The sequence below is a fragment of the Pseudomonas sp. Z3-6 genome (assembly GCF_051131985.1).
GTDB classification, from domain to species: domain Bacteria; phylum Pseudomonadota; class Gammaproteobacteria; order Pseudomonadales; family Pseudomonadaceae; genus Aquipseudomonas; species Aquipseudomonas zanjanensis.
The window spans coordinates 3,655,577-3,667,316 of sequence record NZ_CP071644.1 but is presented as its reverse complement, the minus strand read 5'-3'; the positions used below and the strand labels follow the sequence as shown (position 1 = coordinate 3,667,316).

The window sequence follows — 11,740 nt, the reverse complement described above, 5'->3', positions numbered from 1 at the left end:
ATGAAAAGCTCATGCATAAGCCTGCTGAGCGCCAACTGCCTGGGTCACCAGCCAACGACGAAAGCTGGCAATGTGCGGTTGGGTCTCGATCCCTTTGGGACAGACAAAGTAATACGCCAAGGGCGATGCGAACGGCAGGTTGAAAAGCCTTTCGAGGCGGCCGTCATTGAGCTCGGCTTCGACATGCCCGCTGCGTGCCAGGGCGATGCCCTGCCCCAACAGCGCCGCCTCGATGGTCATGTTGGTGTCGGCGTAGCGAATGCTTTCCTTCAAGGTCGTGACCTCGACACCCACCTGGGCAAACCACTGCTCCCATTTCGGCACCAGCGCTGCGCCATCGCGCGTCAGCAGCGGATAGCGCAGCAATTCGGCTGCCGTTTGAGGTGTGCCAAAACGTGCGAGCAACACTGGGCTGGCGACAGGAAAAATCTGCTCGCGGAACAGAAACTCGGAGAACAGCGAAGGGAAATGACCGTTGCCCAGGCGGATAGCAACGTCTGGGTCTGCCGTCGAGAAGTTAATGGGGTTGTCGGTACTGTCCAGGGTCAGCAGGATTTCCGGATGGGCTTGCGCCAGATCCGCAAGCCTGGGCAGCAACCACTTCAAGGCGAAGGAATAGGTCGTGCTGACGCTCAACCGCTGCCGCCCGTTTTGCTCGCGCAAATCGGCCAGGGTGGCCTCGAGCTTCATGAAGAACTCCCGCACGATGGGCGCGAGTGCTGCACCGGCCGAAGTCAGGTGCAGCGCGTTACCGCGATGAAACAACTGCAATCCCCAGAGCTGCTCCAGATGCTTGAGTTGGTGGCTCACTGCGCTTTGTGTGACATGCAGTTCCTCTGCTGCCGCGGTAAAGGTGGCGTGCCGCGTGGCGGCTTCAAAGGCTCGCAGGCTCGAAGAAGGCGGGAGGTTTCGCATGAAGGTCCCCTCTATGAGTAAACCTTCATGCTAGCGCCTTTGCATCGCTCATTATAGCCAGCTGTTCGCCGGCCACCGAGTCAGGTGTCGGACGGTTGATCCTTCCGGCTTTCGGGACTGCCAGCGCAGAGACCATCCATGACCAGGTCCATCAATCTGGCGAGGCGCGAGCGCCAATCGCTCTGGGAATCGATTTGCCAAATTCCGGCAGTGGCTAGGAAAAAGTCATCGTGGGTAACCCCGCTACGAATCGTTCCGGCCTTTTCATTGGCCCTCAAAAGCGACTCGGCCGCGGCCTGGACGGGTGCGTATCCCGACTTCCCTGGGAACTCGTAAGTGGAGGCGGCTTGTCGTATCGCGGTCGCAAGCCCAGCCTTGGTCATTGCATATTCTGCGAGGCAGTCCATCCATTCCCGGAGGGCTTGCTTTGGGGGTTTTGTCGCGAGCAGCTCTTGCGCCAACGAGGCCACTTGCTGCATTTCGAATTGATAAACCTCGAATACCAGCTCCTCCCGATTGGCGAAATGGCGATAGAACGTGCCCTGCCCCACGCCGGCTTTCTTCGCAAGCGCGCTCAGCGGGACCGCAGGATCGAGTGTCAGCTCTGCCACAGCGACCTTCAGAATTCGTTCTCGATTTTTCTTGGCGTCAGAACGCATCGCCAATTCATCATTCTTGGGCAAAGTTTTTCCTTCGTTGTATTGCAAAGCGGACAGTTGTCCGGTAGTTTTTTCGACAAGTGGACAGTTGTCCGCTTGCATGCCCTTACCGGAGTTTACTATGAACAGCACGGGCAACACGATCCTGGTTACCGGCAGCACCTCAGGCATAGGCCTTGGGTTGGCGCTCAGGCTGCACGAGGCGGGGAATACCGTCATCATCGCGGGACGTCGCAAGGCTCTGCTCGACAAGATCGTGTCAGAACATCCAGGTATTGAATCGGTATTACTGGACGTCTCTGATCCGCAATCCATCCAGCGCACTTGCGAAACGCTGGCGATCAGTCACCCGAATCTGAACGTTCTCATCAACAACGCCGGCATCATGCACTGGGAGGATCTGACCGCTGCGCAAGACCTGAGCATCGCCGAAAATATCGTGACAACGAACCTGCTCGGCACGATTCGCATGGTGTACGCATTCATCCCCCAACTGATCAAGCAGCCCAGTGCGACAATCATCAACGTCAGTTCGGCTTTGGCATTCGTCCCGCTGCCTGCGACACCGACCTACAGCGCAACCAAAGCGGCCGTTCATTCGTTCACTCAAAGTCTTCGCGTGCAACTGGAAGCCTCGCCCGTCGAGGTGATCGAGCTTGCACCGCCAGGTGTGCGCACCACGTTGCTTGGGCAGGAAAATGACGAACACGCCATGCCTTTGGATGAGTTCTTGAATGAAATCTTCGAGCTGTTCGAGATATCTCCAACCCCACAAGAGCTTATCGTCGAGCGCGCAAAACCCTTGCGGTTTGCTGAGGCGAGCGGCTCGCACGATGAGATATTGAACATGCTTGCGGGCTACAAACCACCGACAGAGTGATATTGACCATGCCATCGCTGCAGTCCTGAAAGAGCCTGCAGCGAGGCCCCTATAGCTTGCGCAACTCGCCACCCTCCTGCTTCAGACGCTCCAGATACGCAGTGGCATCCAGCAATTGATAAGGAAAGTACAGCCCCGGCGGAGTCGGTGGCTGGCCGTCCAACCCGATCAAACGTTCAAGAGTCATCGCGACGCTGAGGCCAGTCAAGGGGGCCGCGCCTGCCGGATGGATGAGCGCATGACGTGTCTGCAGCGGCTCGCCCTGGCTGTCTTCGCCAACGAGTTCGATGATGATCTCGGTGGACATCGGCCTGCCCTGGCGGCGGGTTGAGCTTACTGCGGTGGCCAGGTTGAACTGGACATTCGGCGCGCCCGTCGCAGCCGCCAGGCCAACGACATCAATGGACGAGAAGCCGGTGGCCTCGATCTTCGTACCATCCACCGCGTGGAATCCTGCCTTGGAATCCTCTTCTTCGCGCCAGACGAACACACCGTCGCGCCGTGTCAGCGCGGCGGGCAGCATCTTGTTCAAATGTTCAAAGTCGGTGGCGACGGTCGGACCGCCAGTATCCTGCTCATCGACCAGGGCGTTGACACGGATGTCCTGGACTCGGCCGAAGGCTCGGGCAATGCTCAGCGTCGACACGGTCGTCGCGCCGGCCATCCATTCGTAACCGAGGACAATCGGCGAAGCATCAGGCGTGTGCATGTACGTTGCGATTTCCGGCGCGATCTCGAAAACGCCAGAGGAGATGCTGAGGTGCGGCACACCGCGCTTTTGCGCAAAACGTAATCCGGCAAGGGCGTGGTCCATGTAAAAGACCACCACGGCGCTGATTGGACGATCGCCGAGCCCCAGGTCGTCGGCGTCGGCGTCAATCACCACGCCCTGCGCCCCGCCCATTTGCTCTGCGGCCTGCTGAGCCTTGGCAAGGTCGCGGCCACCGATCAGCAGGGGCACCTCGGGATGGGCGGCTCGTAGCGCCCGGGCGGTGTGATGGCCAATAGCGCCGGAACCGCCCATTAGCAAGATAGGATCAAGTGACATGGTGTTTTCTCCTTGTCTCTGGTTAAAACCTACTTTCAGTAGGTAAGCTAACACACCATCACGCACTTAAACCTACCATTGGTAGGTTTTTATCGGCCAGGAACGAAAACGTGCAGAAAAACACTGAGCATTGCCCTCTCGGCGCCCCACCCCGCCGGCTTGCGAAAGCCGAACGGCGGCGGCAATTGCTGGATACCGCGCTATTGATCGTGCGTGAAGAAGATGCCGATCGGTTGACCTTGGGGCATTTGGCTGCTCGCGCTGGCGTGTCCAAACCGGTTGTCTACGATCATTTCGGCACTCGCTCGGGTCTGTTGATCGAACTCTACAAGTGGATCGATACCGAGCGGGTCACCGCTTTTCGTGACGCCATGTCCAAAACTGCGCGGAGCCTGGAGGAAACGGCCCTCGTCCTGGCCAGCGCCTACATTCATTGCGCGGCCGATAACACCGACGAATTCCATGCAGTGGGCGCAGCCCTGGCAGGCAGCGAAGAAAAGGCGGCGGTGCTCCAAGAGCTCCTGGACAACTGTGTGCAGATGTTCATGGCCGTGCTCGAGCCTCACACAACGTGGTCGGCTGACGAACTTGAGCGATGCTGCATTGGCCTCATCGGCGCGGGAGAAGCCCTGTCCGGCGCGTTGGTGCGGGGGCGGCACGACGAGGACAAGGTCATTGGCACATTCGCTTCCCTGATTCGCAGCGTCGTAAAGCCGACGGTGGCGTAGCTTTAGGCGCTGCGGTAACGGCCCCGGGATGCTTACATGTGCGGACGACTGTTGTTATCAGATAGGCCCGGACTGTAACTGACGCCCTCCTCGTCCTTCGCTTACTGTCGAGGCTCATCCCTCGGAGTGATCCCCATGCCGGACACCGCCAATCTCTACCTGTTCGTGGTTGCTGTCGTGCTTCTGCTGATCGTTCCGGGGCCCAACATGGCCTTTGTCACCAGCCATGCGTTGGCCCACGGTTGGCGTGCCGGCGTCGCTGCGGCCCTCGGCATTTCCTTTTCGGACCTGCTGATGACGATGATGGTCAGCGCTGGCATTGGCGCGCTGGTGATGAGCTGGGCGCCGGCGTTCGACGTGCTGCGTCTGGCCGGGGCCGGTTATCTGCTCTGGCTGGCCTGGCAAGCAGTGAGAACGCCGACCGCGACTCAGGACAGCCAACTGCAGGCAGCTTCGCTGTGGAAAATCTTCTGCCGAGGCGCCCTCAACAGCCTTTTGAATCCCAAGGCGCTGCTGTTCTTCATGGTGTTCCTGCCTCAGTTCGTTGACGTCAAGGCTGGCGGCGTGAGCCTGCAATTGATCTTCCTGGGAGCGTTGCTGGCACTGATTGCCCTCGTCTTCCATACCCTGCTGGGTGTTTGCGCCGCACAGCTCAAGGCGAAACTGGGCAACGGTGGGTTTTCAAGACGCCTGGGCACGTATGGTTTTGCCGGTGTCATGGCAGCGCTGGCGGCACGCCTGTTGTTTCTTGATCGACCACTTTGACCCGCGACGCCTCAGGGCTGTCCTATGCTTACCTCATCCACTGCGAAGCCGGATTAATGTCGTCACCCGAAACCAAACTCCTCCGAAGTTGGCACCATAATGCCCAGGCCTGGATCGAAGCCATCCGCAGCGGTGCTATCGAAAGCCGTCGGACAGTCACCGACCAGGCCATGCTGCTGGCAGTGCAGAGCCGCCGGCCCGAACGCGTGCTGGATCTGGGCTGCGGCGAAGGTTGGTTGTTGCGGGCGCTGGCTGAACGGGGCATCGAAGCGGCGGGTGTGGATGGCGACGCGACGCTGGTCGAAGCGGCCCGTGCGTCAGGTTCCTCGCCGGTGCATCTGGCAAGTTATGAAGCACTGGTGGAGACGACGGTGGACGTCGGCAGCGGCTACGACCTGATCTGCGCCAACTTCGCCCTGTTGCACCAGGACATCATCCCGTTGCTCGCCGCGATGAACGCCTTGCTCAGCCCAGGCGGCGCGCTGGTGCTCCAGACGCTGCATCCCTGGACCGTGGCGGCGGGCAATTATCAGGACGGCTGGCGCGAAGAAACCTTCGATGGGTTCAAAGGCCAATGGCAGCCCATGCCATGGTACTTGCGCACTTTGTCCAGTTGGCTCAACGCCTTGGAGATGGCGGGTTTCCGACTGGTAAGCCTGCAGGAGCCACAGCACCCGCAAAGCCCGGTGCCGCAGTCGTTATTGCTGGTGGCCGAGCAATCCCCCTCATGGCGTTAGCGACTCGACGGTAAAACAGCCCGAGCGATAAACCCTGTGCGCCTGCATGCCGCGCTTTTGCAGGGCTTTCCTGACGGCTCTGAGAAACATGCCGTGGGAGACGATGATTGTGGTCTTCCCAGCTTCGCCGCCGACTCTGTAAAGCTCAGCGGCCACACCGAGCGCCCGCTGGTGTTCGGCTTTTCGGCTGGCGGCCCCCAGTGAAATCCCCAACAACCAAAGGATCCTGTGCAACGCGAACCAATGCCTCAAGCCCATCTTCAGGACGGGAATGCTGCTTAACCGCAGGTCAAACTCACGTAAACGAGCATCCTGTTGGATACGCGCCACGTCGAACAACCGGCAGGCCGTCGCGTAGGCCCTGTTAACGGGCGAGGACATGATGTTGGCTTCGCTCGCGAGGAGCATTTGAGATACGTTTGGCTGGCTCAGGAAGGCTGCAATTTCAGCCTCATCGATGGATGATGTCTGGTTGTATTCATCCAGCCGAAGCTTGGCCGAACGGGCATTGCAGGGTTTGTAATCGATCAACGGCGTGGCATGGCGTATCAGGTAAATCACGGCAACAGCTCCTTGTTTCCCGGCAAATCCCTTTCGAAGCGCACCTGTATACAGGCAAAGACGCCATTCAGCGAGTGCCATGCAGCTTATTCAGGGGCTACATCTGTGGCGAGGGAGCTTGCTCCCGCTGGGCTGCGCAGCAGCCCCAAACCCATTCAACCCAATGCATCAGGAAAATACGGTTGGCGGGTTGTTACGACGGCTGCGCCGCCGAGCGGGAGCAAGCTCCCTCGCCACAGGTTGAGGTCTTACCAAAGTGCCACGGTGTAGCTAACGATCAACCGATTCTCATCCAGGTTATTGCCAAAATTCGAGCGCACCGTCGCGTTGCGCCATTTCAAGCCCAACCCTTTCAACCTGCCGTCTTGCACCACATAGGCAATATCGGTGTTGCGCTCCCACTCCTTGCCTTCGCCCGGGGCGCTGCGCTGGACGTTGTCGCCAGTGATGTAGCGGGTCATGAAGGTCAACCCGGGTACGCCAATGGCGGCGAAGTTGTAGTCATAACGCGCTTGCCAGGAACGCTCGTCGATGTTGGCGAAATCGCCGATCTGCACGAAGTTGACCAGGTACGGATCACTGCGACCGATGTAGGGGAACGGATCGTCACCGCTCATGCGCTGATAACCCAGGCCCAACGCATGACCCGCCAGGCTGTAGGTGAACAAGGCGCCGAAAGCCTGGTTGTCGAGTTCGCGGAAACTGCCGTCTTCGGTACTGCGCGAATAACGCACGTCACTCTTGAATGACTGCCCTGCGCCCAGGTCCAGGGTGTGGACGAACCCGAGATAATTTTGCTGGTAAATGTCTTCCAACTGGCTATAGCGGTATTGCGCCGTGAGGTTCGGCAGGAACTGATAGTCCGCCCCGGCGAACTGAAACCTGTCGCTGCTGCCGCCAATGCGGTTGGCGGTCATGTCCTGGTAGTCGGTGGAGTCGACAAAGTTGATCTGGGTGAGTTGCCCGGCGGTCAGCTTCAAACGATCGATTTCCTGCACGCTCAGCAAGCCGCCCTTGAACGTGCCTGGCAACAGGCGCGTGTCGTTGGAACTCACCGCCGGGTCCTTGATCTGCAACGTGCCCAGCTTCAAGGTGCTCTTGGACAGGCGCACCTTGGCGGTCAGGCCCAGTTCGCCATAACGGTCCTGGGAACCGCCCGACAGATCCGCCGGCAACAGATTGGTGCCTGCCGTGCCGCCGCCGGAATCCAGTTTGAAGCCGGCCATGCCCAAGGCATCGAGGCCGAAACCCACGGTTCCGGCGGTGTATCCCGATTCCATTCGCAGCAGGAAACCCTGGGCCCATTCCTCGGCCTTGTCCCGTGCTCCCTCGTGGCGGAAGTCGCGGTTGAAGTAGAAGTTGCGAGCCTCCAGGCTGCCTTTGCTGTCGGCGATGAAATCGGCCTGGGCGTTCGGCACGCCGATCAGGCTCAGGCCGAGCAAGGTGCCCGCCGAGGTCCAGGTCCATCGAGGGAATGTGGCGTGTTGCATGGCGCGCTCCTTTTATGGGCGCGAGCAAACCTCCAGGGGCTCTGCGCACGCCTCGTTATTGTTGTCATGGGGATGCCGGCGCAGTGGGCTTGCGTCGTGGAGCGGATTCTTTGTGTCGAATCGGCGCAGCGTCAAACGGGAAAAAAGCCGGATCGGCCATAAGAAAATTTGATGCGCCCGATGGCCCGATCTGGAGTAACAATTGCAATCATAAGAACCACACGCACCCAGAGAGCCTCCATGAACCTCAAATTCCTCGAAACCTTCGTCTGGGTTGCCCGGCTGCAAAGCTTCAGCCTCACCGCCGAGAAGATGTTCAGCACCCAGGCGGCGATCTCGAGCCGGATCGCCTCGTTGGAAGAGGAGTTGGGCCTGCGCCTGTTCGTGCGGGATTCCCGTGGGGTCTCGCTGACGCCCGAAGGCCTCAAGGTGCTCGATTACGCCGAGCAGATGCTCGACGTCCAGCGTGCGTTGAAGCAGTCACTGGACACCAGCAGCCCGCAGCAAGGCCTGGTGCGCATCGGGGTGATGGATACGGTGATCCACACCTGGCTCAGCCCGCTGATGTCGATGCTGATGCAGGCGTTCCCCGCCGTGGAAATCGAGATCACCGCCGATGCCGCGCGCAACCTCTGTGAGCAACTGCAGAAAGGCTACCTGGACATCGTGTTCCAGACCGATCTGGTCCGCCACGAAAGCGTGCGCAACCTGGAACTGGGCCACTACCCCATGCACTGGATCGCCGCGAGCCAATCGATCTATGCCCGGCCCTATGCGTCGCTGGTGGAGATGGCCGGCGAGCGCATCATCACCTTCGTCAAGCATTCGCGTCCGCACCAGGACGTGCTCAACCTGCTGTACGCCCACGGGGTGAGTGCGCCGCGAGTCAGTTGCGTCAATTCGGTCTCGGCCATGACCCGGCTGATTCGCGACGGCTTCGGCATCGGCGCCTTGCCGGCCGCGCTGGTGGCCAAGCCCCTGGCCAGTGGCGAATTGATCCAACTCGACCCCGGCACCGCCCTGCCCCAACTGGACGTCGTGGCGTCCTGGCGCGCTGGCGTCGGCCTGGAGTTGATTGAAAATATCGTCCAGATGAGCCGCCAGGTGGTCAGCCAGTACGCCGTCGATGTCGGGCCATTGCGCATGGTGGCGGCCCCCGGGCTGAACAGCCAAGCGCTTCTCGAATAACTTTTAGTTGTCGCGGGGTACCAATATTCCTTGTTGGACGTCATCGCCACGCTGTTCCCAAAGTAGCGAACGACCACTTGGAGAACCCGTGATGACGTCCTTCGAACAATTACAACAATGCTCACCCGTTGCCCTGCGCCAAAGCATCGCCGCCGGCCAATACCAAGGCCATACCAGCGGCCTGGGCCAAGGTCGCGTGCAAGCCAATATCGTGATTCTGCCCGGCGACTGGGCCAATGAATTCCTGCGCTACTGCACCCTCAACCGCCAGGCCTGCCCGGTGCTGGACGTGACCGAGCCAGGGGACCCGTTCTTTCGCAACCTGGGTGCCGCCATCGATATCCGTCATGAAGTGCCTCAATACCGGGTCTACCGCAACGGCGAGTTGAACGAATCGCCCCTGGACATCGAACACTTGTGGCAGGACGACCTGGTGGCCTTCGCCCTCGGTTGCTCATTCTCCTTCGAGCAACCGTTGCTGGAGGCCGGCATCCGTTTGCGGCACATTGAACTGGGGCGCAATGTGTCGATGTTCCAGACCAACATCGACACGCGCCCCACCGCCCGACTGTCTGGCAAGATGGTGGTGACCATGCGGCCGATGAAGGCCGCCGCGGCCATCCAGGCGATCCAGATCACCGGACGCATGCCCAACGTCCACGGTGCTCCAGTGCATATCGGCGATCCGTCACTGATCGGCATTCAATCCCTGGACACGCCGGATTACGGCGACGCCGTGCCTGTGGAAGCCGACGAAATCCCGGTCTTCTGGGCCTGCGGCGTGACGCCTCAATCGGTGGTCCAGGCCTCGCGCCCACCGTTGTGCATCACCCACGCCCCGGGCTGCATGCTGGTGACGGACTTGTGGAACAGTGATTTGTAAGCCACGAATGACAATCTGAAGGGATACACGATGAACACGGCTCGGCAATCGATTCAACAGTACATCAATGCCAAGGACGGCAACCGCCCGCACCTGCTGGACCAGACCTTTACGCCGACTGCTATTCTGGACATGGTCGTGCGCACCGGCGCCATCACGTTTCCTGGCCACGTTGAAGGCCGTACCGCCATTGGCGATGTGCTGGTCAGTCGCTTCGGCCAGACCTTCGAAAACGTCTACACGTTCTGCCTGGCCGCCCCGCCGCCAGTAGACACCGAAGCGTTCCAGTGCAAATGGCTGGTGGCGATGTCGGACAAGAGCAGCGGCGAGGCGCGGGTCGGTTGCGGCCTGTATGACTGGCAGTTCGATCCGCAGTCGCGACTGGCCGAGGGATTGACCATCACCATTGAACACATGAAGACCCTGCCGGCGACCGATCTGCCGAAGATCATGGCCTGGGCATCGAGGCTGGACTATCCGTGGTGCCTGCCGGAAGCGGCTGTCGATAACGTGCCGGATCTGCATGAGTTGCAAGAAGTGGTCTTGTATATGGCTAATGCCGAGCAGTGAAGAATATGAAACCTGCCTAGCGACTGTGGGAGGGGATTTCTCTGTGGGAGCAAGCCTTGCTCCCACAGAGGGTGGGTGATAATCCTCTCGCCACAGTTTCCATGCTTTCCATGACTGCGCCAAGGAACCGCCCCAAGTGAACATCAAGTTTCTCGAAACCTTCGTCTGGGTGGCCCGCCTGAAGAGCTTTCGCCTCACCGCGGAGAAGCTGTTCACCACCCAGGCGTCCATCTCAAGCCGGATCGCCGCCCTGGAGGACGAAATGGGTGTGCGGCTGTTCGTGCGCGATTCCAAAGGGGTGTCGCTGACCTCCGAAGGCCAGCGCGTGCTGGAATACGCCGAGCGCATCATGGACACCATGCAAAGCATGAAAGCCGCGATCAAGGATCCGCGCCAGGTGCGTGGCCGGATCCGCATCGGTGCGATGGATACGGTGATCCACACCTGGCTCAGCCCCTTGGTCACTCGCCTGATGGAATGCTACCCGGCCCTGGAAATCGAACTGTCGGCCGACACCGCGAGCAACCTTTGCTCACAACTGGAAAAGGGCTACCAGGACATCATTTTCCAGACCGACATCCTGCGCCTGGACAGCGTGCGCAACGCATTGCTGACCCGTTATCCGATGCACTGGGTGGTACGCACCGGCTCCGCCTATGACCGCGCCTATGGGTCGCTGGAAGATTTGTCCCAGGAACGCATCGTAACCTTCTCGCGCAACTCACGGCCCCACCAGGACATCCTCAACCTGCTGCACTCGGCCAACATCGTCTCGCCACGCATCAACTGCGTGAACTCGGCATCGGCCATCACCCGCCTGGTTCGCGACGGCTTCGGCATTGGCGCCATGCCCGCGGCGCTGGTGGTCGGTGAACTGGCCCAAGGCACCTTGACGTTGGTGGATGGCGTGCCGCTGCCCTCGGTCATGGACATCGTCGCCAGTTGGCGAACCGGTGCCGGCATGGAGCGAGTGGAAGACATCGTCAGCCTGACCCGGGAAGTGGTTGGCGAGTTCGTCGCGCAACTGCCGGCCGGCTATCGGCTCGACATGAATTAAGCCGAGCATTCATTCCGTCATCAGATTTTCACACCGCTGACATACCGTGGGCACCGATTGATCCCCGTCCACTTCAATCGGTGAGCCCTCCAACTGATGCAAGCATTCCTGAAAAACAGAACGCCCAAGGCACCGATTAAAACCCCGAATCACCCGCCACGCCGACATGACGCGCGGCGCGGCGAGATGCCCCGTGAGGAGGAGGTCTGCGTTCGGTTCCTGTCATGCGCAGACATCCCTTCCTTGCTGGAGCTCGAAC

General features: G+C 60.1%; 13 protein-coding genes. 8 read left to right on the top strand and 5 right to left on the bottom strand.

Annotation, left to right across the window (positions count from 1 at the left end; all coding sequences use genetic code 11):
• Window positions 1-9: 9 nt before the first annotated feature.
• Together gcvA and J3P88_RS16365 are read right to left on the bottom strand one after the other, a co-directional pair.
• Window positions 10-915: a transcriptional regulator GcvA gene (gene gcvA / locus J3P88_RS16370; RefSeq protein WP_434570243.1), complete on the bottom strand. Its 906-nt coding sequence runs from the start codon at window positions 913-915 to the stop codon at window positions 10-12.
• Between the two features lie 80 nt (window positions 916-995).
• Complete coding sequence (locus tag J3P88_RS16365) at window positions 996-1,574, bottom strand: TetR/AcrR family transcriptional regulator (protein ID WP_186705757.1); 579 nt, start codon at window positions 1,572-1,574, stop codon at window positions 996-998.
• 121 nt (window positions 1,575-1,695) lie between these two features.
• On the opposite strand from J3P88_RS16365, the gene J3P88_RS16360 reads away from it, so the two are divergent.
• Complete coding sequence (locus J3P88_RS16360) at window positions 1,696-2,454, top strand: SDR family oxidoreductase (RefSeq protein WP_434570241.1); 759 nt, start codon at window positions 1,696-1,698, stop codon at window positions 2,452-2,454.
• A gap of 49 nt (window positions 2,455-2,503) precedes the next feature.
• Here the strand turns inward: J3P88_RS16360 and J3P88_RS16355 are convergent, their stop codons facing one another.
• Window positions 2,504-3,502 (bottom strand): NAD(P)-dependent oxidoreductase, encoded by a 999-nt coding sequence (locus tag J3P88_RS16355; RefSeq protein ID WP_434570239.1) that lies wholly within the window; start codon window positions 3,500-3,502, stop codon window positions 2,504-2,506.
• A gap of 110 nt (window positions 3,503-3,612) precedes the next feature.
• On the opposite strand from J3P88_RS16355, the gene J3P88_RS16350 reads away from it, so the two are divergent.
• The 3 genes from J3P88_RS16350 (at window position 3,613) to J3P88_RS16340 (ending at window position 5,732) form a co-directional block, all read left to right on the top strand.
• Window positions 3,613-4,230, top strand: a complete 618-nt coding sequence (locus J3P88_RS16350) for a TetR/AcrR family transcriptional regulator (protein WP_434570237.1) — start codon at window positions 3,613-3,615, stop codon at window positions 4,228-4,230.
• Between the two features lie 135 nt (window positions 4,231-4,365).
• On the top strand, window positions 4,366-4,995 hold the full coding sequence (locus J3P88_RS16345; protein ID WP_434570236.1) for a LysE family translocator: 630 nt from the start codon (window positions 4,366-4,368) through the stop codon (window positions 4,993-4,995).
• A 56-nt stretch (window positions 4,996-5,051) separates the two neighbouring features.
• Entirely contained in the window at window positions 5,052-5,732 is a 681-nt protein-coding gene (locus tag J3P88_RS16340; protein WP_434570234.1) for a class I SAM-dependent methyltransferase, read from the top strand.
• On the opposite strand, the gene J3P88_RS16335 is transcribed toward J3P88_RS16340, so the two are convergent.
• Together J3P88_RS16335 and J3P88_RS16330 are read right to left on the bottom strand one after the other, a co-directional pair.
• Window positions 5,721-6,293, bottom strand: a complete 573-nt coding sequence (locus J3P88_RS16335) for a histidine phosphatase family protein (RefSeq protein ID WP_186728344.1) — start codon at window positions 6,291-6,293, stop codon at window positions 5,721-5,723. The two genes, J3P88_RS16340 and J3P88_RS16335, sit on opposite strands and share 12 nt — an antisense overlap.
• Window positions 6,294-6,541: 248 nt before the next feature.
• Window positions 6,542-7,783, bottom strand: coding sequence for an OprD family porin (locus J3P88_RS16330; RefSeq protein WP_434570231.1), 1,242 nt, complete (start codon window positions 7,781-7,783; stop codon window positions 6,542-6,544).
• 240 nt (window positions 7,784-8,023) lie between these two features.
• On the opposite strand from J3P88_RS16330, the gene J3P88_RS16325 reads away from it, so the two are divergent.
• The 4 genes from J3P88_RS16325 to J3P88_RS16310 all read left to right on the top strand — a co-directional run bounded on the left by J3P88_RS16325 (window position 8,024) and on the right by J3P88_RS16310 (window position 11,481).
• Window positions 8,024-8,971, top strand: a complete 948-nt coding sequence (locus J3P88_RS16325; protein ID WP_434570229.1) for a LysR family transcriptional regulator — start codon at window positions 8,024-8,026, stop codon at window positions 8,969-8,971.
• Between the two features lie 91 nt (window positions 8,972-9,062).
• Window positions 9,063-9,854, top strand: a complete 792-nt coding sequence (locus J3P88_RS16320; RefSeq protein WP_434570227.1) for a putative hydro-lyase — start codon at window positions 9,063-9,065, stop codon at window positions 9,852-9,854.
• A 30-nt stretch (window positions 9,855-9,884) separates the two neighbouring features.
• Window positions 9,885-10,424 carry a hypothetical protein gene (locus J3P88_RS16315; protein WP_434570226.1) on the top strand — a complete coding sequence of 180 codons (540 nt, stop codon included), beginning with the start codon at window positions 9,885-9,887 and terminating at the stop codon, window positions 10,422-10,424.
• Between the two features lie 136 nt (window positions 10,425-10,560).
• Window positions 10,561-11,481, top strand: coding sequence for a LysR family transcriptional regulator (locus tag J3P88_RS16310; protein ID WP_434570224.1), 921 nt, complete (start codon window positions 10,561-10,563; stop codon window positions 11,479-11,481).
• Window positions 11,482-11,740: the final 259 nt, after the last annotated feature.

Coding starts and splice junctions, on each gene's coding strand:
- gcvA (WP_434570243.1), bottom strand. CDS start 915: ATGCGAAACCTCCCGCCTTCTTCGAGCCTGCGAGCCTTTGAAGCCGCC.
- J3P88_RS16365 (WP_186705757.1), bottom strand. CDS start 1,574: ATGCGTTCTGACGCCAAGAAAAATCGAGAACGAATTCTGAAGGTCGCT.
- J3P88_RS16360 (WP_434570241.1), top strand. CDS start 1,696: ATGAACAGCACGGGCAACACGATCCTGGTTACCGGCAGCACCTCAGGC.
- J3P88_RS16355 (WP_434570239.1), bottom strand. CDS start 3,502: ATGTCACTTGATCCTATCTTGCTAATGGGCGGTTCCGGCGCTATTGGC.
- J3P88_RS16345 (WP_434570236.1), top strand. CDS start 4,366: ATGCCGGACACCGCCAATCTCTACCTGTTCGTGGTTGCTGTCGTGCTT.
- J3P88_RS16340 (WP_434570234.1), top strand. CDS start 5,052: ATGTCGTCACCCGAAACCAAACTCCTCCGAAGTTGGCACCATAATGCC.
- J3P88_RS16330 (WP_434570231.1), bottom strand. CDS start 7,783: ATGCAACACGCCACATTCCCTCGATGGACCTGGACCTCGGCGGGCACC.
- J3P88_RS16325 (WP_434570229.1), top strand. CDS start 8,024: ATGAACCTCAAATTCCTCGAAACCTTCGTCTGGGTTGCCCGGCTGCAA.
- J3P88_RS16320 (WP_434570227.1), top strand. CDS start 9,063: ATGACGTCCTTCGAACAATTACAACAATGCTCACCCGTTGCCCTGCGC.
- J3P88_RS16315 (WP_434570226.1), top strand. CDS start 9,885: ATGAACACGGCTCGGCAATCGATTCAACAGTACATCAATGCCAAGGAC.